This window comes from Bacteroides sp. AN502(2024) (genome assembly GCF_041227145.1).
Taxonomy (GTDB): domain Bacteria; phylum Bacteroidota; class Bacteroidia; order Bacteroidales; family Bacteroidaceae; genus Bacteroides.
In genome coordinates, this window is sequence record NZ_JBGFSP010000003.1 from 2,380,082 (window position 1) to 2,400,913 (window position 20,832).

The 20,832-nt window shown below is 40.0% G+C and carries 32 protein-coding genes; all 32 read left to right on the forward strand.

Annotated features, from left to right (window positions below; all coding sequences use genetic code 11):
- Positions 1 to 72: 72 nt before the first annotated feature.
- Positions 73 to 4,356: a DNA-directed RNA polymerase subunit beta' gene (gene rpoC, locus AB9N12_RS09075; protein WP_369891548.1), complete on the forward strand. Its 4,284-nt coding sequence runs from the start codon at positions 73 to 75 to the stop codon at positions 4,354 to 4,356.
- A gap of 144 nt (positions 4,357 to 4,500) precedes the next feature.
- Complete coding sequence (locus tag AB9N12_RS09080) at positions 4,501 to 4,809, forward strand: DUF3467 domain-containing protein (protein WP_369891550.1); 309 nt, start codon at positions 4,501 to 4,503, stop codon at positions 4,807 to 4,809.
- 136 nt (positions 4,810 to 4,945) lie between these two features.
- Entirely contained in the window at positions 4,946 to 5,356 is a 411-nt protein-coding gene (gene rpsL, locus AB9N12_RS09085) for a 30S ribosomal protein S12 (RefSeq protein ID WP_002558078.1), read from the forward strand.
- Between the two features lie 143 nt (positions 5,357 to 5,499).
- Positions 5,500 to 5,976, forward strand: a complete 477-nt coding sequence (gene rpsG / locus AB9N12_RS09090; protein ID WP_369891552.1) for a 30S ribosomal protein S7 — start codon at positions 5,500 to 5,502, stop codon at positions 5,974 to 5,976.
- Positions 5,977 to 6,021: 45 nt separating this feature from the next.
- The gene (gene fusA, locus AB9N12_RS09095; RefSeq protein ID WP_369891554.1) at positions 6,022 to 8,139 is read left to right on the forward strand and encodes an elongation factor G; all 2,118 of its coding nucleotides are present in this window, start codon (positions 6,022 to 6,024) and stop codon (positions 8,137 to 8,139) included.
- Positions 8,140 to 8,219: 80 nt separating this feature from the next.
- Positions 8,220 to 8,525 carry a 30S ribosomal protein S10 gene (gene rpsJ, locus AB9N12_RS09100; protein ID WP_002558075.1) on the forward strand — a complete coding sequence of 102 codons (306 nt, stop codon included), beginning with the start codon at positions 8,220 to 8,222 and terminating at the stop codon, positions 8,523 to 8,525.
- Positions 8,526 to 8,543: 18 nt separating this feature from the next.
- Positions 8,544 to 9,161, forward strand: coding sequence for a 50S ribosomal protein L3 (gene rplC / locus AB9N12_RS09105; protein ID WP_369891556.1), 618 nt, complete (start codon positions 8,544 to 8,546; stop codon positions 9,159 to 9,161).
- Positions 9,161 to 9,787 (forward strand): 50S ribosomal protein L4, encoded by a 627-nt coding sequence (gene rplD / locus AB9N12_RS09110; RefSeq protein WP_369891558.1) that lies wholly within the window; start codon positions 9,161 to 9,163, stop codon positions 9,785 to 9,787. The genes rplC and rplD overlap by 1 nt, the downstream gene beginning before the upstream one ends.
- 16 nt (positions 9,788 to 9,803) lie before the next feature.
- The gene (gene rplW / locus AB9N12_RS09115; RefSeq protein ID WP_004296347.1) at positions 9,804 to 10,094 is read left to right on the forward strand and encodes a 50S ribosomal protein L23; all 291 of its coding nucleotides are present in this window, start codon (positions 9,804 to 9,806) and stop codon (positions 10,092 to 10,094) included.
- 5 nt (positions 10,095 to 10,099) lie between these two features.
- Positions 10,100 to 10,924 (forward strand): 50S ribosomal protein L2, encoded by an 825-nt coding sequence (gene rplB / locus AB9N12_RS09120; RefSeq protein WP_117936385.1) that lies wholly within the window; start codon positions 10,100 to 10,102, stop codon positions 10,922 to 10,924.
- Positions 10,925 to 10,944: 20 nt separating this feature from the next.
- The gene (gene rpsS, locus AB9N12_RS09125; RefSeq protein WP_249053856.1) at positions 10,945 to 11,214 is read left to right on the forward strand and encodes a 30S ribosomal protein S19; all 270 of its coding nucleotides are present in this window, start codon (positions 10,945 to 10,947) and stop codon (positions 11,212 to 11,214) included.
- A 36-nt stretch (positions 11,215 to 11,250) separates the two neighbouring features.
- Complete coding sequence (gene rplV / locus AB9N12_RS09130; RefSeq protein WP_004296344.1) at positions 11,251 to 11,661, forward strand: 50S ribosomal protein L22; 411 nt, start codon at positions 11,251 to 11,253, stop codon at positions 11,659 to 11,661.
- A gap of 5 nt (positions 11,662 to 11,666) precedes the next feature.
- Positions 11,667 to 12,398: a 30S ribosomal protein S3 gene (gene rpsC / locus AB9N12_RS09135; protein ID WP_004296343.1), complete on the forward strand. Its 732-nt coding sequence runs from the start codon at positions 11,667 to 11,669 to the stop codon at positions 12,396 to 12,398.
- A 23-nt stretch (positions 12,399 to 12,421) separates the two neighbouring features.
- Positions 12,422 to 12,856, forward strand: coding sequence for a 50S ribosomal protein L16 (rplP, locus tag AB9N12_RS09140; RefSeq protein ID WP_004291234.1), 435 nt, complete (start codon positions 12,422 to 12,424; stop codon positions 12,854 to 12,856).
- A 5-nt stretch (positions 12,857 to 12,861) separates the two neighbouring features.
- A complete protein-coding gene (rpmC, locus tag AB9N12_RS09145) occupies positions 12,862 to 13,059 on the forward strand; it encodes a 50S ribosomal protein L29 (protein ID WP_004296342.1) in 198 nt (65 codons plus the stop codon).
- Entirely contained in the window at positions 13,056 to 13,325 is a 270-nt protein-coding gene (gene rpsQ / locus AB9N12_RS09150) for a 30S ribosomal protein S17 (RefSeq protein ID WP_004296341.1), read from the forward strand. Before rpmC ends, rpsQ begins: the two co-directional genes overlap by 4 nt.
- 2 nt (positions 13,326 to 13,327) lie before the next feature.
- Complete coding sequence (gene rplN, locus AB9N12_RS09155; protein ID WP_004296340.1) at positions 13,328 to 13,693, forward strand: 50S ribosomal protein L14; 366 nt, start codon at positions 13,328 to 13,330, stop codon at positions 13,691 to 13,693.
- Between the two features lie 19 nt (positions 13,694 to 13,712).
- Positions 13,713 to 14,033, forward strand: a complete 321-nt coding sequence (gene rplX / locus AB9N12_RS09160; RefSeq protein ID WP_004296339.1) for a 50S ribosomal protein L24 — start codon at positions 13,713 to 13,715, stop codon at positions 14,031 to 14,033.
- Positions 14,033 to 14,590: a 50S ribosomal protein L5 gene (gene rplE, locus AB9N12_RS09165; RefSeq protein WP_369891563.1), complete on the forward strand. Its 558-nt coding sequence runs from the start codon at positions 14,033 to 14,035 to the stop codon at positions 14,588 to 14,590. Before rplX ends, rplE begins: the two co-directional genes overlap by 1 nt.
- Positions 14,591 to 14,595: 5 nt before the next feature.
- A complete protein-coding gene (gene rpsN / locus AB9N12_RS09170) occupies positions 14,596 to 14,895 on the forward strand; it encodes a 30S ribosomal protein S14 (protein WP_004310885.1) in 300 nt (99 codons plus the stop codon).
- 52 nt (positions 14,896 to 14,947) lie between these two features.
- On the forward strand, positions 14,948 to 15,343 hold the full coding sequence (rpsH, locus tag AB9N12_RS09175) for a 30S ribosomal protein S8 (protein WP_294627867.1): 396 nt from the start codon (positions 14,948 to 14,950) through the stop codon (positions 15,341 to 15,343).
- Between the two features lie 15 nt (positions 15,344 to 15,358).
- Positions 15,359 to 15,928: a 50S ribosomal protein L6 gene (gene rplF / locus AB9N12_RS09180; RefSeq protein ID WP_369891565.1), complete on the forward strand. Its 570-nt coding sequence runs from the start codon at positions 15,359 to 15,361 to the stop codon at positions 15,926 to 15,928.
- Between the two features lie 21 nt (positions 15,929 to 15,949).
- The gene (rplR, locus tag AB9N12_RS09185; protein WP_369891567.1) at positions 15,950 to 16,294 is read left to right on the forward strand and encodes a 50S ribosomal protein L18; all 345 of its coding nucleotides are present in this window, start codon (positions 15,950 to 15,952) and stop codon (positions 16,292 to 16,294) included.
- A gap of 5 nt (positions 16,295 to 16,299) precedes the next feature.
- A complete protein-coding gene (gene rpsE / locus AB9N12_RS09190; protein ID WP_289765824.1) occupies positions 16,300 to 16,818 on the forward strand; it encodes a 30S ribosomal protein S5 in 519 nt (172 codons plus the stop codon).
- Positions 16,819 to 16,827: 9 nt separating this feature from the next.
- Positions 16,828 to 17,004 carry a 50S ribosomal protein L30 gene (gene rpmD, locus AB9N12_RS09195; protein WP_004296332.1) on the forward strand — a complete coding sequence of 59 codons (177 nt, stop codon included), beginning with the start codon at positions 16,828 to 16,830 and terminating at the stop codon, positions 17,002 to 17,004.
- A gap of 32 nt (positions 17,005 to 17,036) precedes the next feature.
- Positions 17,037 to 17,483 carry a 50S ribosomal protein L15 gene (gene rplO / locus AB9N12_RS09200; protein ID WP_369891570.1) on the forward strand — a complete coding sequence of 149 codons (447 nt, stop codon included), beginning with the start codon at positions 17,037 to 17,039 and terminating at the stop codon, positions 17,481 to 17,483.
- Positions 17,484 to 17,487: 4 nt separating this feature from the next.
- Positions 17,488 to 18,828 carry a preprotein translocase subunit SecY gene (secY, locus tag AB9N12_RS09205; RefSeq protein ID WP_369891572.1) on the forward strand — a complete coding sequence of 447 codons (1,341 nt, stop codon included), beginning with the start codon at positions 17,488 to 17,490 and terminating at the stop codon, positions 18,826 to 18,828.
- Positions 18,829 to 18,843: 15 nt separating this feature from the next.
- Positions 18,844 to 19,641, forward strand: coding sequence for a type I methionyl aminopeptidase (gene map / locus AB9N12_RS09210; RefSeq protein ID WP_369891574.1), 798 nt, complete (start codon positions 18,844 to 18,846; stop codon positions 19,639 to 19,641).
- 1 nt (position 19,642) lies between these two features.
- Positions 19,643 to 19,861 (forward strand): translation initiation factor IF-1, encoded by a 219-nt coding sequence (gene infA / locus AB9N12_RS09215; protein WP_002558052.1) that lies wholly within the window; start codon positions 19,643 to 19,645, stop codon positions 19,859 to 19,861.
- Positions 19,862 to 19,869: 8 nt separating this feature from the next.
- Positions 19,870 to 19,986, forward strand: a complete 117-nt coding sequence (gene ykgO / locus AB9N12_RS09220) for a type B 50S ribosomal protein L36 (protein WP_002558051.1) — start codon at positions 19,870 to 19,872, stop codon at positions 19,984 to 19,986.
- Between the two features lie 34 nt (positions 19,987 to 20,020).
- Complete coding sequence (rpsM, locus tag AB9N12_RS09225; RefSeq protein ID WP_004296328.1) at positions 20,021 to 20,401, forward strand: 30S ribosomal protein S13; 381 nt, start codon at positions 20,021 to 20,023, stop codon at positions 20,399 to 20,401.
- An 11-nt stretch (positions 20,402 to 20,412) separates the two neighbouring features.
- On the forward strand, positions 20,413 to 20,802 hold the full coding sequence (rpsK, locus tag AB9N12_RS09230) for a 30S ribosomal protein S11 (protein WP_369891576.1): 390 nt from the start codon (positions 20,413 to 20,415) through the stop codon (positions 20,800 to 20,802).
- The last annotated feature ends 30 nt before the right edge of the window (positions 20,803 to 20,832 follow it).

The window sequence follows — 20,832 nt, forward strand, 5'->3', positions numbered from 1 at the left end:
ATGACGGTCTGTTGACATCCGTGTCTTTTCAATTTCCAATGATTCAATTATCAAATCTCAATTATATAGAGTATGGCTTTTAGAAAAGAAAATAAGACGAAAAGTAATTTCTCGAAGATCTCAATTGGTCTGGCTTCTCCGGAAGAAATCCTTGAGAACTCGAGTGGTGAAGTTTTGAAGCCTGAAACCATTAATTACCGTACGTACAAGCCCGAACGTGATGGTTTGTTCTGCGAGCGCATCTTTGGTCCTATCAAGGATTATGAATGTCATTGCGGTAAATATAAGCGTATCCGTTATAAAGGTATCGTCTGCGACCGTTGTGGTGTGGAAGTTACTGAAAAGAAAGTACGCCGTGAACGTATGGGACATATTCAGTTGGTTGTGCCGGTGGCTCACATCTGGTATTTCCGTTCGCTCCCTAATAAAATCGGTTATTTGCTCGGACTGCCGACAAAGAAACTGGATTCGATTATATATTACGAACGTTATGTTGTTATTCAGCCGGGTGTAAAAGCTGAAGATGGTGTAGCTGAATATGATTTACTTTCTGAAGAAGAATATCTGGATATTTTGGATACGCTTCCAAAAGATAATCAATATCTCGAAGATAATGATCCGAACAAATTTGTTGCGAAGATGGGGGCTGAGGCAATCTATGATTTGCTGGCTCGTTTGGATTTGGATGCTTTGTCTTACGAGTTGCGTCACCGTGCAGGTAACGATGCTTCACAGCAACGTAAGAATGAAGCTTTGAAACGTCTTCAGGTAGTAGAATCGTTCCGTGCATCGCGTGGACGCAACAAACCGGAATGGATGATTGTGCGTATCGTACCGGTTATTCCGCCCGAACTTCGTCCATTGGTTCCGTTGGATGGTGGTCGTTTTGCTACCTCTGACTTGAATGACCTTTATCGTCGTGTGATTATCCGTAATAACCGTCTGAAACGGCTGATTGAAATCAAGGCTCCGGAAGTGATTTTGCGTAATGAAAAGCGCATGCTTCAGGAATCTGTCGATTCTTTGTTCGACAACTCACGTAAGTCAAGTGCTGTGAAGACAGACGCTAATCGCCCGTTGAAGTCATTGTCTGATAGCTTGAAAGGTAAGCAAGGACGTTTCCGCCAGAACCTGCTGGGTAAACGTGTTGACTACTCTGCTCGTTCGGTAATCGTTGTGGGCCCGGAATTGAAGATGGGTGAATGCGGTATTCCTAAATTGATGGCTGCCGAATTGTACAAGCCGTTTATTATTCGTAAGCTCATCGAACGTGGTATTGTTAAGACTGTGAAGTCTGCTAAGAAGATTGTTGACCGTAAGGAACCGGTGATTTGGGATATTTTGGAACATGTAATGAAAGGGCATCCAGTACTGTTGAACCGTGCTCCGACATTGCACCGTTTGGGTATTCAGGCTTTCCAGCCTAAGATGATCGAAGGTAAGGCTATCCAATTGCACCCGTTGGCATGTACGGCATTCAACGCTGACTTTGACGGTGACCAGATGGCTGTCCATTTGCCTTTGAGTAATGAAGCTATTTTGGAAGCACAAATGTTGATGCTTCAATCACATAATATTTTGAACCCGGCAAATGGTGCGCCTATTACTGTGCCAGCACAGGATATGGTTCTTGGTTTGTACTATATAACCAAGTTGCGCGCCGGTGCAAAAGGTGAAGGGTTAACATTCTACGGACCGGAAGAGGCGTTGATCGCTTACAATGAAGGTAAGGTAGATATTCATGCTCCGGTAAAAGTGATCGTAAAAGACGTTGATGAAAATGGTAACATTGTAGATGTAATGCGTGAAACTTCGGTAGGACGTGTGATTGTTAATGAAATCGTTCCGCCTGAAGCAGGCTATATCAATACAATTATCTCTAAGAAATCTCTTCGTGATATTATTAGTAATGTAATTAAGGTTTGTGGTGTAGCTAAGGCTGCCGACTTCCTGGACGGAATCAAGAATTTAGGTTATCAGATGGCGTTCAAGGGTGGGTTGTCATTCAACTTGGGCGATATCATTATTCCGAAAGAAAAAGAAGCTCTGGTACAGAAAGGTTACGATGAAGTTGAACAAGTCGTAAACAACTATAACATGGGTTTCATTACTAACAATGAACGTTACAATCAGGTGATCGACATTTGGACACATGTAAACTCCGAGTTGTCGAATATCCTGATGAAAACAATTTCTTCGGATGATCAGGGGTTCAACTCTGTATATATGATGCTTGACTCAGGTGCCCGTGGTTCTAAAGAACAGATTCGTCAGTTGTCAGGTATGCGTGGTTTGATGGCAAAACCACAGAAAGCAGGTGCTGAAGGTGGTCAGATTATCGAGAATCCGATTTTGTCAAACTTTAAAGAAGGCCTTTCGGTGTTGGAGTACTTTATCTCTACCCACGGTGCTCGTAAAGGTTTGGCGGATACTGCTTTGAAGACTGCTGATGCTGGTTATCTGACTCGTCGTCTGGTGGATGTATCACACGATGTGATTATTACAGAAGAAGACTGCGGTACACTTCGTGGATTGGTTTGTACGGACCTTAAGAACAACGATGAAGTTATTGCTACTCTGTATGAACGTATCTTAGGTCGTGTCTCTGTCCATGATATTATTCATCCTACTACAGGCGAATTGCTTGTTGCTGGTGGTGAAGAAATCACAGAAGAAATTGCCAAGAAGATTCAAGAATCTCCGATTGAGAGCGTTGAAATTCGTTCGGTATTGACTTGTGAGGCTAAGAAGGGTGTTTGTGCTAAATGTTACGGCCGTAACTTGGCAACGAGCCGCATGGTTCAGAAGGGTGAAGCTGTCGGTGTAATCGCTGCTCAGTCTATTGGTGAGCCGGGTACGCAGTTGACATTGCGTACATTCCATGCCGGTGGTACTGCTGCGAACATTGCAGCCAATGCAAGTATCGTTGCTAAGAATAATGCACGTCTTGAGTTTGAAGAGTTGCGCACGGTAGATATCGTTGATGAGATGGGGGAATCTGCAAAAGTAGTAGTAGGCCGTTTGGCTGAAGTACGCTTTGTAGATGTGAACACAGGCATTGTTCTTTCTACTCATAACGTTCCTTATGGTTCAACACTGTATGTAGGTGATGGTGACTTGGTTGAGAAGGGCAAGCTGATTGCCAAGTGGGACCCGTTCAATGCTGTTATTATCACAGAAGCAACTGGTAAGATCGAATTTGAGGGCGTAATTGAAAACGTTACTTATAAGGTTGAATCGGATGAAGCAACAGGTCTCCGCGAAATTATTATTATTGAATCTAAGGATAAAACCAAAGTTCCTACAGCTCATATTTTGACAGAGGACGGTGATTTAATCCGTACTTATAACTTGCCGGTAGGTGGTCACGTAATCATTGAGAACGGTCAGAAGGTAAGAGCGGGTGAAGTAATCGTGAAGATTCCGCGTGCCGTAGGTAAGGCGGGTGATATCACGGGTGGTCTTCCTCGTGTTACTGAATTGTTTGAAGCCCGTAACCCGTCAAATCCAGCTGTCGTTTCTGAAATTGACGGTGAGGTGACAATGGGTAAGATCAAACGTGGTAACCGCGAGATCATTGTGACTTCCAAGACTGGTGAGGTTAAGAAATACTTGGTTGCATTGTCTAAGCAGATTTTGGTGCAGGAAAATGACTATGTGCGTGCTGGTACTCCGTTGTCTGATGGTGCAATTACTCCGGCAGATATTTTGGCAATCAAAGGTCCTACGGCTGTACAGGAATATATTGTGAATGAAGTTCAGGATGTATACCGTTTGCAGGGTGTGAAGATTAACGATAAGCACTTTGAGATTATTGTTCGTCAGATGATGCGTAAGGTACAGATCGAAGAACCGGGAGATACTCGCTTCTTGGAACAACAAGTTGTTGATAAGTTGGAATTTATGGAAGAGAATGATCGTATTTGGGGTAAAAAAGTTGTAGTGAATGCTGGTGATTCTCAGAACCTGCAACCAGGGCAGATTGTTACTGCCCGTAAATTGCGTGATGAGAACAGTATGTTGAAACGCCGTGACTTGAAGCCTGTTGAGGTTCGTGACGCTGTTGCTGCTACCTCTACTCAGATCCTTCAGGGTATTACCCGTGCTGCTTTGCAGACTTCAAGCTTCATGTCGGCTGCTTCTTTCCAGGAAACAACTAAAGTTTTGAATGAGGCTGCTATCAACGGTAAAATCGATAAGCTGGAAGGTATGAAGGAAAATGTGATTTGTGGTCACTTGATTCCTGCCGGTACAGGTCAGCGTGAATTCGAGAAACTTATTGTTGGATCAAAAGAAGAATATGATCGTATCTTGGCTAACAAGAAAACAGTACTTGACTACAACGAAGTAGAATAAGTACAATTCAATTGATTATACAGGAAGGAGCGATTGCAAAATTGGGCAATTGCTCCTTTTTTAGTTCTTTTTTATTCATGTGTATTACCATTAGTCTCAGGAAAAATGTGTTATTTTGCAGGATAACTTTTTAATCATATAGATATGGAAGAACAAAATAGCAATGGACAATTACAGATTGAATTGAGAGACGAGGTCGCACAGGGGACTTATGCAAATCTTGCTATTATAACTCATTCAAGTTCTGAGTTTATCCTTGACTTCGTACGCGTAATGCCGGGTATACCGAAGGCTGGTGTGCAATCTCGTATTATTGTAGCTCCGGAACATGCAAAACGTCTACTACGGGCATTAGAAGATAATATAGCAAAGTATGAACGTGTATTCGGACCGATTCGTACTTCAGATGAACCTCCTATTCCTCCTTTGACGGGTGTAAAAGGAGAAGCGTAAGGATAATATAAAAACATCAAAAAAGAAAAAAAAGTTGTAGTGCATTGAATATTCAAATATTATTCGTATTTTTGCAGCCCCAAATGTATAGTTGCGAAATTAATATAACAATAATATAAATCAAAAAACAATTAAAATGCCTACAATTCAGCAATTAGTAAGAAAAGGACGCGAAGTGCTGGTGGAGAAAAGTAAATCTCCAGCCTTGGATTCATGTCCTCAAAGACGTGGCGTTTGTGTAAGAGTATATACTACTACTCCGAAGAAGCCGAACTCTGCAATGCGTAAAGTAGCTCGTGTACGTTTGACTAACCAAAAAGAGGTGAACTCATACATTCCGGGAGAAGGACACAACTTGCAGGAACACTCAATCGTTTTGGTACGTGGCGGTCGTGTAAAAGACCTTCCGGGTGTACGTTACCACATCGTTCGCGGTACGCTTGATACAGCAGGTGTTGCTGGCCGTACTCAAAGACGTTCTAAGTATGGTGCTAAGCGTCCGAAACCGGGACAAGCTGCTGCACCCGCTAAAGGTAAGAAGAAATAAGGATTAAGACCTAATTAAAATTAAAGTAATAACTTACGTTTTAGTTTGTTGGAAATGCTAAAGGTTGAGTAAATTCTCCGGAGGGAGAGTTGAAGAAGTCAAGAAGTAGACAACCAAGAACAAAAACATTATTTTTCAAACAAATGAGAAAAACAAAACCCAAAAAACGCGTAATCCTTCCGGATCCCGTGTTCAATGACCAAAAGGTTTCTAAGTTCGTGAACCATTTGATGTATGATGGTAAGAAAAATACATCTTATGAAATCTTTTATGCCGCTTTGGAAACAGTGAAAGCGAAACTTCCTAATGAAGAAAAATCGGCTCTCGAAATCTGGAAAAAGGCTTTGGATAATGTGACTCCGCAAGTGGAAGTGAAATCTCGCCGTGTAGGTGGGGCTACCTTCCAAGTTCCTACTGAAATCCGTCCGGATCGTAAAGAATCAATTTCAATGAAGAACCTGATTCTTTTCGCTCGTAAAAGAGGTGGTAAATCGATGGCTGACAAGTTAGCTGCTGAAATTATGGATGCCTTCAATGAACAAGGTGGTGCATACAAGCGTAAAGAAGATATGCATAGAATGGCAGAAGCTAACCGTGCATTTGCTCATTTTAGATTCTAATACTGTAAGAAATTAAATATAAACTTAAAGTAAAGGAATTAGAAGATGGCTAAACATGATTTACATTTAACTCGTAATATCGGTATCATGGCTCACATCGATGCCGGAAAAACAACGACTTCTGAACGCATCTTGTTTTACACTGGATTGACTCACAAAATTGGTGAAGTTCATGATGGTGCTGCTACTATGGACTGGATGGAACAGGAGCAAGAACGTGGTATCACTATTACATCTGCTGCTACAACAACAAGGTGGAAATATGCTGGTGATACTTATAAAATTAACTTGATTGACACTCCGGGACATGTTGACTTTACTGCAGAGGTAGAACGTTCACTCCGTATTCTTGATGGAGCTGTAGCTGCTTACTGTGCTGTTGGTGGTGTGGAACCTCAATCAGAAACTGTATGGCGTCAGGCTGATAAATATAACGTTCCTCGTATTGCTTACGTTAATAAAATGGACCGTTCTGGTGCAGACTTTTTTGAAGTAGTTCGCCAGATGAAGGATGTTCTTGGAGCTAATCCATGTCCTATCGTTATTCCTATCGGTGCTGAAGAATCTTTCAAAGGTCTTGTAGATCTTATCAAAATGAAAGCTATTTATTGGCATGATGAGACAATGGGGGCTGATTATACTATAGCAGAAATTCCTGCAGATCTTGTTGATGAAGCTAATGAATGGAGAGATAAGATGCTTGAAAAGGTAGCTGAATTTGATGATGCTTTGATGGAGAAATATTTCGATGATCCTTCTACTATTACTGAAGAAGAGGTGTTGAGAGCTCTCCGTAATGCAACGGTTCAGATGGCTGTAGTGCCTATGCTTTGTGGATCTTCTTTCAAGAATAAGGGTGTTCAGACATTGCTTGACTATGTTTGTGCTTTCTTGCCTTCTCCACTGGATACTGAAAATGTAATCGGAACTAACCCGAATACAGGTGCAGAAGAAGACCGTAAGCCGAGTGATGATGAAAAGACTGCTGCTTTGGCGTTTAAGATCGCTACCGACCCATATGTAGGTCGTTTGACTTTCTTCCGTGTATATTCAGGTAAGATTGAAGCTGGTTCATATATCTACAACTCTCGTTCAGGTAAGAAAGAGCGTGTTTCTCGTCTATTTCAGATGCACTCAAATAAACAGAACCCAGTTGAAGTAATTAGTGCTGGTGATATTGGTGCAGGCGTTGGTTTTAAAGATATTCGCACGGGTGATACTCTTTGTGATGAAACAGCTCCGATTGTTCTCGAGTCTATGGACTTCCCGGAACCGGTAATTGGTATTGCTGTTGAGCCCAAAACCCAGAAAGATATGGATAAGCTTTCTAATGGTTTGGCTAAATTGGCAGAGGAAGACCCGACGTTCACAGTGAAAACTGACGAACAGACTGGTCAGACTGTAATCTCCGGTATGGGTGAGCTTCATTTGGATATTATTATTGACCGTTTGAAACGTGAGTTCAAGGTAGAATGTAATCAAGGTAAACCGCAGGTTAACTATAAAGAGGCTATCACTAAGACGGTAGATCTGCGTGAAGTTTACAAGAAGCAGTCTGGTGGTCGTGGAAAATTTGCCGATATTATTGTTAAGATCGGTCCGGTTGATGAAGATTTCAAGGAAGGCGGTTTACAGTTTATTGATGAAGTGAAGGGAGGTAATATTCCCAAGGAATTCATCCCGTCGGTTCAGAAGGGGTTCATAACTGCTATGAAGAATGGTGTGTTGGCTGGTTATCCGTTGGACTCACTGAAAGTAACATTAGTTGACGGTTCTTTCCATCCAGTTGACTCTGACCAGTTGTCTTTTGAAATTTGTGCTATTCAGGCATATAAAAATGCTTGCGCTAAGGCTGGCCCGGTATTGATGGAACCTATCATGAAACTGGAAGTTGTGACTCCGGAAGAAAATATGGGTGATGTAATCGGTGACTTAAATAAACGTCGTGGACAGGTGGAAGGTATGGAGTCCAGCCGTTCTGGTGCCCGTATTGTAAAAGCTATGGTTCCGCTGGCGGAAATGTTTGGTTATGTAACCGCATTGCGTACTATTACGTCTGGTCGTGCGACTTCGTCTATGACTTACTCTCACCACGCTCAAGTTTCTACTTCTATTGCTAAGGCGGTATTGGAAGAAGTAAAGGGACGTGTTGATTTGCTCTAAAATATTGAAGGTAGCAGGCTAGCGAATGACTCTTAGCCTGCTGCTTTATCATATTATAAATATCTTAATTTAAAAATATAATGAGTCAGAAAATTAGAATTAAATTGAAATCTTACGACCACAACTTGGTTGATAAATCAGCCGAAAAGATTGTAAGAACAGTAAAGGCTACGGGGGCGATCGTTAGCGGTCCGATTCCTCTGCCTACGCACAAGCGTATTTTTACCGTTAACCGTTCGACTTTCGTAAACAAAAAGTCTCGTGAGCAATTTGAACTCTCTTCTTACAAGAGATTAATCGACATTTATAGCTCTACAGCTAAGACAGTAGATGCGCTGATGAAGTTGGAATTGCCAAGTGGTGTGGAAGTAGAAATTAAAGTTTGATAATTAAAAATTAGTGAAATGCCAGGATTATTAGGAAAAAAAATCGGAATGACATCCGTTTTCAGTGCTGATGGTAAAAATGTACCATGCACTGTTATCGAAGCAGGTCCTTGTGTTGTTACTCAAGTTAAAACTGTAGAAAAAGATGGCTATGCAGCTGTTCAGTTGGGTTTTCAGGACAAAAAGGAAAAACATACAACTAAACCGCTGATGGGGCATTTTAAAAAAGCAGGAGTGACACCAAAGAGACACTTGGCTGAGTTCAAAGAATTTGAGACAGAGTTGAATCTGGGTGATACAGTTACCGTAGAAATGTTTAACGATGCTAGCTTTGTTGATGTTGTTGGAACTTCTAAGGGTAAAGGTTTCCAGGGTGTAGTAAAAAGACATGGTTTTGGTGGTGTGGGTCAGTCTACTCACGGACAGCATAACCGCGCTCGTAAACCGGGTTCTATCGGTGCTTGTTCTTACCCTGCAAAAGTATTCAAAGGAATGCGCATGGGTGGACAACTTGGTGGTGACAGGGTCACTGTACAAAATTTGCAGGTATTAAAAGTAATCGCGGATCATAACCTTCTTTTGATTAAAGGTTCTATCCCGGGTTGCAAAGGTTCAATCGTATTAATTGAGAAATAATGGAAGTTAACGTATATAACATTAAAGGTGAAGACACTGGGAGAAAGGTTACGTTAAACGAATCTATCTTCGGAATTGAGCCCAACGACCACGCTATTTATTTGGACGTAAAGCAATTTATGGCCAATCAGCGTCAGGGTACTCATAAGTCAAAAGAAAGAAGTGAAATCAGTGGTTCAACTCGTAAGATCGGTCGCCAGAAAGGTGGCGGCGGAGCACGTCGTGGTGATATGAATTCACCGGTTCTTGTAGGGGGAGGGCGCGTTTTCGGTCCGAAGCCAAGAGACTACTTCTTTAAGTTGAATAAAAAAGTTAAGACATTGGCTCGTAAGTCAGCTTTGTCTTATAAAGCTCAAAACGATGCAATCATTGTCGTTGAGGATTTCACATTTGGAGCTCCTAAGACAAAAGATTTTGTTGAAGTGATAAAAAATCTTAAAGTTTCTGACAGAAAGTTGTTTATGGTTTTGCCGGAAGCAGATAAAAACGTATATTTGTCAGCTCGTAACATTGAGGGTGCTAATGTGCAGACTATCTCGGGATTAAATACTTACAGAGTATTGAATGCTGGGGTGGTTGTGTTTACTGAAAACTCTTTGAAGGCTATTGACAATATCTTAATTTAAAAAGGAGGCTTAAATAATGGGAATTATTATTAAACCGTTGGTAACAGAAAAAATGACTGCAATCACAGATAAGCTGAATCGTTTCGGCTTTGTTGTGCGTCCTGAAGCTAACAAACTGGAAATTAAGAAGGAAATTGAAGCTCTTTATAATGTTACAGTAGTTGATGTGAATACTGTGAAGTATGCTGGCAAAAATAAGAGCCGTTATACCAAAGCAGGTATTATCAATGGTCGTACGAATGCTTTCAAAAAAGCAATCGTGACATTGAAAGAAGGAGATACTATTGATTTTTATAGCAATATTTAATAAAAATGGCAGTACGTAAATTTAAGCCCACAACACCGGGGCAAAGACATAAAATTATTGGTACTTTCGAAGAAATTACTGCATCAGTACCAGAAAAGTCTCTTGTATATGGTAAGAAATCATCTGGAGGTCGTAACAACGAAGGGAAGATGACTATGCGCTACATTGGTGGTGGTCATAGAAAGGTGATTAGAATTGTTGATTTCAAGAGAAATAAGGACGGTGTTCCAGCAGTAGTTAAAACAATTGAATACGATCCGAATCGCTCGGCTCGTATTGCTTTGTTATTTTACGCTGATGGAGAAAAAAGATATATTATTGCTCCCAATGGATTGCAAGTTGGTGCGACTCTGATGTCAGGTGAAACAGCAGCGCCAGAGATTGGTAATGCTCTTCCTCTTCAAAACATTCCGGTGGGTACTGTAATTCACAATATCGAATTACGTCCGGGACAGGGTGCTGCTCTGGTTCGTTCAGCTGGTAACTTTGCTCAGTTGACTTCTCGTGAGGGTAAGTATTGTGTAATTAAGTTGCCTTCAGGTGAAGTTAGACAGATTCTTAGCACTTGTAAAGCTACTGTCGGTAGTGTAGGTAACTCTGATCATGGATTGGAAAGTTCAGGTAAAGCTGGACGTTCTCGTTGGCAGGGACGTCGTCCACGTAACCGTGGTGTTGTAATGAACCCGGTTGATCACCCGATGGGGGGTGGTGAAGGACGCGCTTCCGGAGGTCATCCAAGATCACGTAAGGGATTGTACGCTAAGGGACTTAAGACTAGAGCTCCTAAGAAACAGTCGTCTAAGTACATTATTGAGAGAAGAAAAAAGTAATCTGATTAATTGAGTAAATTATGAGTCGTTCATTAAAAAAAGGTCCATATATTAACGTTAAGCTTGAAAAGAAAATTCTTGCCATGAATGAATCTGGTAAGAAAGTTGTAGTAAAGACTTGGGCCAGAGCTTCAATGATTTCGCCTGATTTTGTAGGGCATACAGTTGCAGTTCACAATGGAAATAAATTTATTCCTGTTTATGTTACCGAGAATATGGTAGGACACAAGTTGGGCGAATTTGCTCCAACTCGTACATTCAGAGGACACGCTGGTAACAAGAAAAAATAACAGGATTTATTTGAAATAATAAAGTAATAAATAATAATGGGAGCAAGAAAAAAAATATCGGCTGAAAAGAGAAAAGAAGCCCTTAAGACCATGTATTTTGCAAAATTGCAAAATGTTCCTACTTCTCCGCGCAAGATGCGTCTGGTTGCAGACATGATCCGCGGTATGGAAGTGAACAGAGCACTTGGTGTTTTGAAATTTTCTTCAAAAGAAGCTGCTGCAAGAGTGGAAAAATTGCTTCGCTCTGCAATTGCTAACTGGGAACAGAAAAACGAACGTAAAGCGGAAAGTGGCGAGTTGTTCGTAACACAGATTTTTGTTGATGGTGGAGCTACACTCAAAAGAATGAGACCGGCACCACAGGGTAGAGGTTATAGAATTCGCAAACGTTCAAATCACGTAACATTGTTCGTTGGTGCTAAAAGTAATAACGAAGATCAAAATTAAGGTAGATGGGACAAAAAGTTAATCCAATAAGCAACCGTTTAGGAATTATCAGAGGATGGGATTCTAACTGGTATGGTGGAAATGATTACGGTGATTCTTTGCTGGAAGATAGCAAGATCCGTAAATATCTTAATGCTAGACTTGCAAAAGCAAGTGTATCAAGAATCGTAATTGAACGTACGCTGAAGCTCGTTACTATTACTGTTTGCACCGCTCGTCCGGGTATTATTATCGGTAAAGGTGGTCAGGAAGTTGATAAGTTAAAAGAGGAGTTGAAGAAGGTTACCGACAAAGATATTCAAATCAATATCTTTGAAGTGAAGAGACCGGAACTGGATGCTGTGATTGTTGCTAATAACATCGCTCGTCAGGTTGAAGGTAAAATTGCCTATCGCCGTGCCATCAAGATGGCTATCGCAAACACAATGCGTATGGGGGCTGAAGGTATCAAGATCCAGATTTCAGGACGTTTGAATGGAGCTGAAATGGCTCGTTCTGAAATGTATAAAGAAGGAAGAACTCCGTTGCACACTTTCAGGGCTGATATTGACTACTGTCATGCAGAAGCATTGACTAAAGTGGGTCTTTTAGGTATCAAAGTTTGGATTTGTAGAGGTGAAGTGTTTGGTAAGAAAGAATTGGCTCCGAACTTTACGCAAAGCAAAGAAAGTGGTCGTGGAAACAACAGTGGAAACAACGGCGGAAAGAACTTCAAAAGAAAGAAAAATAATCGCTAAACGAATTTGAATTTTAGGAAACTATGTTACAACCGAAAAAGACAAAATTCAGAAGACAACAGAAAGGTCGTCAGAAAGGTAATGCTCAGAGAGGCAACCAGTTGGCCTTTGGTTCTTTTGGCATAAAGGCTTTGGAGACTAAGTGGATTACAGGCCGTCAGATCGAAGCTGCTCGTATTGCAGTAACAAGATACATGCAACGTCAAGGACAGATCTGGATCCGTATATTCCCGGATAAGCCGATTACTAGAAAACCTGCCGATGTACGTATGGGTAAAGGTAAAGGTGCTCCAGAGGGATTTGTGGCTCCTGTTACTCCAGGTAGAATCATTATTGAAGCTGAAGGAGTATCTTACGAAATCGCGAAAGAAGCATTGCGCTTAGCTGCTCAAAAGCTTCCTATTACAACGAAGTTTGTCGTAAGACGTGATTATGATATTCAAAATCAAAATGCGTAAGTGTTATGAAAATTGCAGAAATTAAAGAAATGACTACTAATGATTTAGTAGAAAGAGTAGAGGCGGAAACAGCTAATTATAACCAAATGGTTATTAATCATTCTATTTCTCCTTTGGAAAATCCTGCTCAAATCAAACAATTACGCAGGACTATTGCGCGTATGAAAACAGAATTGCGCGAAAGAGAACTTAACAATAAATGATCAGCTTGATGGAAGCAAGAAATTTAAGAAAAGAAAGAACAGGGGTTGTGTTGAGCAATAAGATGGATAAGACCATCACAGTTGCTGCTAAGTTTAAGGAAAAACACCCTATATATGGTAAGTTTGTTAGTAAAACGAAGAAGTACCATGCTCACGATGAAAAGAATGAATGCAATATCGGTGATACTGTAAGCATTATGGAAACTCGTCCTTTGAGCAAGACTAAAAGATGGAGATTAGTAGAAATAATTGAAAGAGCTAAGTAATTATGATACAAGTAGAATCCAGACTTACAGTATGTGATAACAGTGGAGCGAAAGAGGCGTTGTGTATCCGCGTTTTGGGTGGTACAGGTCGTCGTTATGCTTCAGTGGGGGATGTCATTGTAGTTTCAGTGAAGAGTGTTATCCCTTCTAGTGATGTTAAAAAAGGTGCAGTATCAAAGGCTTTGATTGTACGTACAAAGAAAGAAATCCGTCGCCCTGATGGTTCTTATATACGTTTTGATGATAATGCTTGCGTGTTGTTGAATAATGCGGGTGAAATTAGAGGTAGTCGTATTTTCGGTCCTGTAGCAAGAGAACTTCGTGCTACAAACATGAAAGTTGTGTCACTTGCGCCTGAGGTACTTTAATTTGTAAAAGATTTAAGTAATGAGTAAATTACATATTAAAAAAGGCGACACAGTTTACGTAAATGCTGGTGAAGATAAGGGCAAAACTGGTCGTGTATTGAAGGTTCTTGTTAAAGAAGGACGTGCGTTTGTAGAAGGTATCAATATGGTATCTAAAAGCACAAAACCGAATGCTAAGAATCCTCAAGGTGGTATCGTGAAGCAGGAAGCTTCTATCCACATTTCAAACTTGAACCCGGTTGATCCAAAAACTGGTAAAGCAACGCGTATTGGGAGAAAAAAGAGTTCAGAAGGAACTTTAGTGCGTTATTCTAAAAAATCAGGAGAGGAGATTAAGTAATGAGTAATACTGCTAGTCTTAAGAAAGAATATGCAGAGCGTATAGCACCTGCATTGAAATCACAGTTCCAGTATTCTTCTACAATGCAGATACCCGTACTTAAGAAGATTGTTATCAATCAGGGGTTAGGTATGGCTGTTGCTGATAAGAAGATTATAGAAGTTGCAATCAATGAAATGACAGCTATTACAGGTCAGAAGGCTGTAGCTACCATTTCACGTAAAGATATCGCTAATTTTAAGTTACGTAAAAAAATGCCGATTGGTGTTATGGTAACTTTACGCCGTGAAAGAATGTACGAATTCCTTGAAAAATTGGTTCGTGTAGCTCTTCCTCGTATTCGTGACTTCAAAGGTATCGAAAGTAAATTTGATGGTAAAGGTAACTATACCCTTGGTATTCAGGAACAAATTATTTTCCCTGAAATAAATATCGATAGTATTACAAGAATTTTAGGAATGAATATTACCTTTGTGACCTCTGCGAAAACAGATGAAGAAGGGTATGCTTTGTTGAAGGAATTCGGTTTACCTTTTAAAAACGCTAAAAAAGACTAATAGATATGGCAAAGGAATCAATGAAAGCACGTGAAGTAAAGCGTGCTAAATTAGTAGCCAAATACGCCGAGAAAAGGGCTGCTTTGAAGCAGATTGTAAGAACAGGTGATCCTGCTGATGCTTTCGAAGCTGCACAGAAGTTGCAAGAGTTGCCTAAGAATTCTAATCCGATTCGCATGCACAATCGTTGCAAACTGACGGGTCGTCCTAAAGGTTACATTCGTCAATTCGGAATTTCGAGAATTCAGTTCCGTGAGATGGCATCTAATGGACTGATACCAGGCGTAAAAAAAGCAAGCTGGTAATTATTGTTTAAATATTGTCAGGGTAGTCCTGATTAATTTAATTTTATTTTATATGACTGATCCAATAGCAGATTATTTGACGAGGTTGCGGAACGCGATTAGTGCAAAACACAGAGTGGTTGAAGTTCCTGCTTCGAATTTGAAAAAAGAAATCACTAAGATTCTTTTTGAAAAAGGCTACATTCTTAACTATAAGTTTGTAGAAGATGGTCCTCAAGGCACAATTAAAGTGGCCTTGAAATATGATTCCGTTAACAAGGTTAACGCAATCAAAAAGTTAGAAAGAATATCTTCTCCGGGTATGCGTAAGTATACCGGATACAAAGATATGCCGCGTGTTATTAATGGGTTGGGTATTGCTATAATATCTACTTCCAAAGGTGTGATGACTAACAAAGAGGCTGCAGAACTGAAGATCGGTGGTGAAGTCTTGTGTTATGTATATTAATTAGGAGGAATTAGAATGTCAAGAATAGGAAAATTGCCCATTAGTATCCCTGCTGGAGTGACAGTCACTCTGAAGGATAATGTGGTTACCGTAAAGGGACCCAAAGGCGAAATGAGCCAATATGTGAATCCGGCTATCAATGTTGCTATTGAAGACGGACACGTAACTTTTACAGAAAACGATAAAGAAATGCTTGATAACCCGAAGCAAAAACATGCTTTCCACGGTTTGTATCGTTCTTTAGTTCACAACATGGTTGTGGGTGTATCTGAAGGATATAAGAAAGAACTGGAGCTTGTCGGTGTAGGTTATCGTGCTTCTAACCAAGGAAACATCATTGAGCTGGCTTTAGGTTATACACACAATATTTTCATTCAATTGCCTGCAGAGGTAAAAGTTGAAACTAAGTCTGAAAGAAATAAGAATCCTCTTATTATACTGGAATCTTGTGACAAACAATTGCTTGGTCAAGTTTGCTCTAAAATACGTTCTTTCCGTAAGCCTGAACCATACAAGGGTAAAGGTATTAAGTTTGTTGGCGAAGTAATTCGTAGAAAGTCTGGTAAATCAGCCGGTGCTAAGTAATTCATATAAAATTAGATTATTATGACAACAAAAATAGAAAGACGAGTTAAGATTAAATATAGAGTACGCAACAGAATTTCGGGTACTACTGAACGTCCGCGTATGAGTGTATTTAGAAGTAACAAGCAAATTTATGTCCAGATTATTGATGATCTTTCTGGTAAGACACTGGCTGCTGCTTCTTCTTTAGGTTTGACTGAGAAGGTCGCTAAAAAAGAACAAGCTGCTAAAGTGGGTGAAATGATTGCTAAAAAGGCGCAAGAAGCAGGTATAACTACTGTTGTTTTCGACCGTAATGGTTACTTGTATCATGGGAGAGTAAAAGAAGTAGCTGATGCTGCTCGTAACGGTGGACTTAAATTTTAATCATTATGGCAGGAGTTAATAATAGAGTTAAGATTACTAACGATATAGAACTGAAAGATAGATTGGTTGCTATTAATCGTGTTACTAAAGTTACCAAAGGTGGTAGAACTTTTAGTTTTTCTGCAATCGTTGTTGTAGGTAACGAAGAAGGTATCATTGGTTGGGGACTTGGTAAAGCTGGTGAAGTAACAGCTGCTATCGCTAAAGGTGTTGAATCAGCTAAAAAGAATTTGGTTAGAGTGCCTATTTTGAAAGGTACTGTTCCCCACGAACAATCAGCTAAATTTGGTGGTGCTGAAGTATTCATTAAACCCGCATCTCACGGTACTGGTGTTGTAGCGGGTGGTGCTATGCGTGCTGTATTGGAAAGTGTTGGTGTTACTGACGTTTTGGCTAAATCTAAAGGTTCTTCAAATCCGCACAATCTTGTTAAAGCTACAATTGAAGCTTTGAGTGAAATGCGTGATGCAAGAATGGTTGCGCAGAACAGAGGTATTAGTGTTGAAAAAGTATTTAGAGGATAAGGAGGAGATATGTCAACTATAAAGATTAAACAAGTTAAAAGTAGAATTGGTGCTCCAGCTGATCAGAAAAGAACTCTTGATGCACTGGGACTTCGTAAACTGAACCGTGTGGTTGAACACGAAAGTACTCCTTCAATTCTTGGGATGGTAGATAAAGTAAAACACTTGGTTGCCATTGTTAAGTAATTATTTGTTGAATAATAAAACGAAATTACAATATGAACTTAAGTAATTTAAAACCTGCAGAGGGATCTACTAAGACAAGAAAAAGAATTGGACGTGGAACTGGTTCTGGCTTAGGCGGTACTTCTACAAGAGGTCATAAGGGAGCTAAATCAAGATCTGGATACTCTAAGAAGATCGGTTTTGAAGGTGGTCAAATGCCTCTTCAACGTCGAGTTCCTAAATTTGGTTTCAAGAATATCAATCGTGTAGAATATAAAGCCATTAATCTGGATACTATCCAGAAACTTGCTGAAGCTAAGAACTTGGTGAAAGTTGGTGTGAATGACTTTATCGAAGCTGGATTTATATCTTCAAATCAGTTGGTAAAAGTATTGGGTAACGGAACTCTGACCAACAAGCTGGAGGTAGAAGCTCATGCATTCTCCAAGACTGCGACTGCTGCTATTGAGGCTGTTGGTGGAACTGTAGTAAAACTCTGATTCAATGAGAAAAGCTATTGAAACATTAAAGAATATATGGAAAATTGAGGATCTGAAACAGCGGATCCTCATTACCATATTGTTTGTGGCAATTTACCGTTTTGGATCATATGTCGTATTACCGGGTATCAATCCGGCGATGCTGGCAAAATTGCACGAACAAACAAGTGAAGGCCTTTTAGCCTTGTTAAATATGTTCTCTGGAGGAGCATTTTCTAATGCCTCTATTTTTGCATTAGGAATCATGCCTTATATCTCTGCATCTATCGTAATCCAGTTATTGGGAATCGCTGTGCCGTATTTCCAGAAGCTGCAGCGCGAAGGTGAGAGCGGCAGAAGAAAAATGAATCAATATACTCGTTACTTGACGATTGCTATATTGTTAGTTCAGGCCCCTTCTTATTTGCTCAATCTTAAAATGCAGGCTGGTCCTTCCTTAAATGCTTCATTAGATTGGACTCTGTTTATGGTTACCTCTACCATTATTCTGGCAGCAGGTAGTATGTTTATTTTGTGGCTTGGTGAAAGAATTACTGATAAAGGTATTGGTAACGGTATTTCATTTATTATCTTGATTGGTATTATCGCTCGTTTCCCTGATGCTTTGTTGCAAGAAGTTGTATCTAGAGTAGCAAATAAGAGTGGTGGATTGATCATGTTTATAATTGAGATCGTATTCTTATTATTAGTGATTGGTGCTGCTATCCTTTTGGTGCAAGGTACAAGAAAGATTCCTGTACAGTATGCAAAAAGGATTGTTGGTAACAAGCAATATGGTGGCGCTAGACAGTATATTCCTTTGAAAGTGAATGCTGCCGGTGTTATGCCTATCATCTTTGCTCAGGCAATCATGTTTATTCCAATTACATTTATAGGTTTTTCAAATGTAAATGATGCAGGTGGTTTCTTGCATGCGTTTACAGATCATACAAGTTTCTGGTATAATTTTGTCTTTGCGGTAATGATTATATTATTTACATATTTCTATACTGCAATTACAATTAATCCGACTCAGATGGCTGAGGATATGAAGAGAAATAATGGTTTCATCCCTGGTATTAAACCGGGAAAGAAAACAGCGGAGTATATTGATGATATAATGTCTCGTATCACTTTGCCGGGTTCTTTCTTTTTGGCTTTAGTTGCTATTATGCCTGCTTTTGCTGGTATATTCGGGGTGCAAGCAGGGTTTGCTCAATTCTTCGGCGGTACATCTTTGTTAATCCTTGTAGGTGTTGTTCTTGATACACTGCAACAGGTTGAAAGTCATTTGTTGATGAGACACTATGACGGTCTGTTGAAATCTGGTCGTATTAAAGGACGCACTGGTGTAGCGGCATATTAATTCTTTAAACTAGAAATGATATTTCTTAAGACAGAAGATGAAATAGAATTGCTCCGTCAGAGTAACCTGCTTGTTGGTAAAACTCTTGCAGAGGTTGCTAAATTGGTGAAGCCTGGTGTAACTACACGTGAGTTGGATAAAGTCGCTGAAGAGTTCATTAGGGATCATGGGGCAACTCCGACTTTCAAGGGGTTTCCGAATCAATATGGAGAACCATTTCCTGCGTCTCTCTGTACTTCTGTCAATGAGCAGGTGGTACACGGAATTCCAGGGGATATTGTACTGAAAGATGGCGATATCGTATCAGTGGATTGCGGAACTTACATGAATGGTTTTTGTGGTGATTCTGCTTATACTTTCTGTGTAGGAGAGGTGGATGAAGAGATTCGTAACTTGTTGAAGGTAACTAAAGAAGCGTTATATATTGGCATTCAGAATGCAGTGCAAGGCAAAAGAATAGGAGACATCGGGTATGCTATTCAGCAATATTGTGAGTCTCACTCTTATGGTGTAGTGCGTGAGTTTGTTGGTCATGGCATTGGTAAAGAGATGCACGAAGATCCTCAGGTGCCTAATTATGGTAAAAGAGGATATGGATCTTTGATGAAAAGAGGTCTTTGCATAGCAATAGAGCCTATGATAACATTGGGAGATCGTCAAGTGATTATGGAACGTGACGGATGGACTGTGAGGACCAGAGATCGTAAATGTGCAGCACATTTTGAACATACGGTAGCTGTTGGAGCTGGTGAAGCCGATATTTTGTCTTCATTCAAATTCATAGAAGAAGTTTTAGGAGATAAAGCAATATAATATGGCAAAGCAATCTGCAATAGAACAAGATGGAGTTATAGTTGAAGCATTGTCAAATGCAATGTTTCGTGTTGAATTAGAAAACGGACATGAGATTACTGCACATATTTCAGGCAAGATGCGGATGCATTACATCAAGATCCTGCCTGGGGATAAAGTGAGAGTTGAAATGTCTCCTTACGACTTATCGAAAGGAAGAATTGTGTTTAGATATAAATAAAATAAGATATGAAAGTAAGAGCATCATTAAAAAAACGCACGCCAGAATGTAAGATCGTTAGACGTAATGGCCGTTTGTATGTTATAAACAAGAAAAATCCTAAGTATAAACAACGTCAAGGATAATTTTGTTATTTTTGCAAAAAAAATAATTAAGTATATGGCTATAAGAATAGTTGGTGTAGATTTACCTCAGAATAAAAGAGGTGAAATTGCGTTGACCTATGTATATGGAATAGGTCGCAGTAGTTCAGCAAAAATTTTAGATAAAGCTGGTGTAGATAAAGATCTGAAGGTTAAAGACTGGACAGATGATCAAGCTGCTAAGATTCGTGAGATTATCGGTGCAGAGTATAAAGTGGAAGGTGATCTTCGTTCTGAAATCCAATTGAACATTAAGCGATTAATGGATATTGGTTGCTATCGTGGTGTACGTCACCGTATTGGTCTGCCTGTAAGAGGTCAGAGCACAAAGAACAATGCACGTACTCGTAAAGGTAGAAAGAAAACCGTTGCTAATAAGAAAAAAGCTACTAAATAATAATTGTTGATATGGCAAAAAAAACAGTTGCAGCTAAAAAGAGAAATGTGAAAGTAGACGCTAATGGACAGTTGCATGTTCATTCATCTTTCAACAATATTATTGTTTCTCTTGCAAATAGTGAAGGGCAGATAATCTCTTGGTCATCTGCTGGTAAAATGGGATTTAGAGGTTCTAAAAAGAATACTCCTTATGCAGCTCAGATGGCTGCCCAGGATTGTGCAAAGACTGCATTCGATCTTGGCCTAAGAAAGGTAAAAGCATATGTGAAGGGTCCAGGTAACGGGCGTGAGTCCGCTATTAGAACTATCCACGGTGCTGGTATCGAAGTTACAGAAATTATTGACGTGACTCCGCTTCCACATAATGGTTGTCGTCCTCCAAAAAGACGTAGAGTTTAATTTACCTTTAACTTACAATGATCTTGATTT

Bases quoted from the DNA above. Each gene is read 5' to 3' on its own strand.
- rpoC (WP_369891548.1), top strand. From the start codon at position 73: ATGGCTTTTAGAAAAGAAAATAAGACGAAAAGTAATTTCTCGAAGATC.
- AB9N12_RS09080 (WP_369891550.1), top strand. From the start codon at position 4,501: ATGGAAGAACAAAATAGCAATGGACAATTACAGATTGAATTGAGAGAC.
- rpsL (WP_002558078.1), top strand. From the start codon at position 4,946: ATGCCTACAATTCAGCAATTAGTAAGAAAAGGACGCGAAGTGCTGGTG.
- rpsG (WP_369891552.1), top strand. From the start codon at position 5,500: ATGAGAAAAACAAAACCCAAAAAACGCGTAATCCTTCCGGATCCCGTG.
- fusA (WP_369891554.1), top strand. From the start codon at position 6,022: ATGGCTAAACATGATTTACATTTAACTCGTAATATCGGTATCATGGCT.
- rpsJ (WP_002558075.1), top strand. From the start codon at position 8,220: ATGAGTCAGAAAATTAGAATTAAATTGAAATCTTACGACCACAACTTG.
- rplC (WP_369891556.1), top strand. From the start codon at position 8,544: ATGCCAGGATTATTAGGAAAAAAAATCGGAATGACATCCGTTTTCAGT.
- rplD (WP_369891558.1), top strand. From the start codon at position 9,161: ATGGAAGTTAACGTATATAACATTAAAGGTGAAGACACTGGGAGAAAG.
- rplW (WP_004296347.1), top strand. From the start codon at position 9,804: ATGGGAATTATTATTAAACCGTTGGTAACAGAAAAAATGACTGCAATC.
- rplB (WP_117936385.1), top strand. From the start codon at position 10,100: ATGGCAGTACGTAAATTTAAGCCCACAACACCGGGGCAAAGACATAAA.
- rpsS (WP_249053856.1), top strand. From the start codon at position 10,945: ATGAGTCGTTCATTAAAAAAAGGTCCATATATTAACGTTAAGCTTGAA.
- rplV (WP_004296344.1), top strand. From the start codon at position 11,251: ATGGGAGCAAGAAAAAAAATATCGGCTGAAAAGAGAAAAGAAGCCCTT.
- rpsC (WP_004296343.1), top strand. From the start codon at position 11,667: ATGGGACAAAAAGTTAATCCAATAAGCAACCGTTTAGGAATTATCAGA.
- rplP (WP_004291234.1), top strand. From the start codon at position 12,422: ATGTTACAACCGAAAAAGACAAAATTCAGAAGACAACAGAAAGGTCGT.
- rpmC (WP_004296342.1), top strand. From the start codon at position 12,862: ATGAAAATTGCAGAAATTAAAGAAATGACTACTAATGATTTAGTAGAA.
- rpsQ (WP_004296341.1), top strand. From the start codon at position 13,056: ATGATCAGCTTGATGGAAGCAAGAAATTTAAGAAAAGAAAGAACAGGG.
- rplN (WP_004296340.1), top strand. From the start codon at position 13,328: ATGATACAAGTAGAATCCAGACTTACAGTATGTGATAACAGTGGAGCG.
- rplX (WP_004296339.1), top strand. From the start codon at position 13,713: ATGAGTAAATTACATATTAAAAAAGGCGACACAGTTTACGTAAATGCT.
- rplE (WP_369891563.1), top strand. From the start codon at position 14,033: ATGAGTAATACTGCTAGTCTTAAGAAAGAATATGCAGAGCGTATAGCA.
- rpsN (WP_004310885.1), top strand. From the start codon at position 14,596: ATGGCAAAGGAATCAATGAAAGCACGTGAAGTAAAGCGTGCTAAATTA.
- rpsH (WP_294627867.1), top strand. From the start codon at position 14,948: ATGACTGATCCAATAGCAGATTATTTGACGAGGTTGCGGAACGCGATT.
- rplF (WP_369891565.1), top strand. From the start codon at position 15,359: ATGTCAAGAATAGGAAAATTGCCCATTAGTATCCCTGCTGGAGTGACA.
- rplR (WP_369891567.1), top strand. From the start codon at position 15,950: ATGACAACAAAAATAGAAAGACGAGTTAAGATTAAATATAGAGTACGC.
- rpsE (WP_289765824.1), top strand. From the start codon at position 16,300: ATGGCAGGAGTTAATAATAGAGTTAAGATTACTAACGATATAGAACTG.
- rpmD (WP_004296332.1), top strand. From the start codon at position 16,828: ATGTCAACTATAAAGATTAAACAAGTTAAAAGTAGAATTGGTGCTCCA.
- rplO (WP_369891570.1), top strand. From the start codon at position 17,037: ATGAACTTAAGTAATTTAAAACCTGCAGAGGGATCTACTAAGACAAGA.
- secY (WP_369891572.1), top strand. From the start codon at position 17,488: ATGAGAAAAGCTATTGAAACATTAAAGAATATATGGAAAATTGAGGAT.
- map (WP_369891574.1), top strand. From the start codon at position 18,844: ATGATATTTCTTAAGACAGAAGATGAAATAGAATTGCTCCGTCAGAGT.
- infA (WP_002558052.1), top strand. From the start codon at position 19,643: ATGGCAAAGCAATCTGCAATAGAACAAGATGGAGTTATAGTTGAAGCA.
- ykgO (WP_002558051.1), top strand. From the start codon at position 19,870: ATGAAAGTAAGAGCATCATTAAAAAAACGCACGCCAGAATGTAAGATC.
- rpsM (WP_004296328.1), top strand. From the start codon at position 20,021: ATGGCTATAAGAATAGTTGGTGTAGATTTACCTCAGAATAAAAGAGGT.
- rpsK (WP_369891576.1), top strand. From the start codon at position 20,413: ATGGCAAAAAAAACAGTTGCAGCTAAAAAGAGAAATGTGAAAGTAGAC.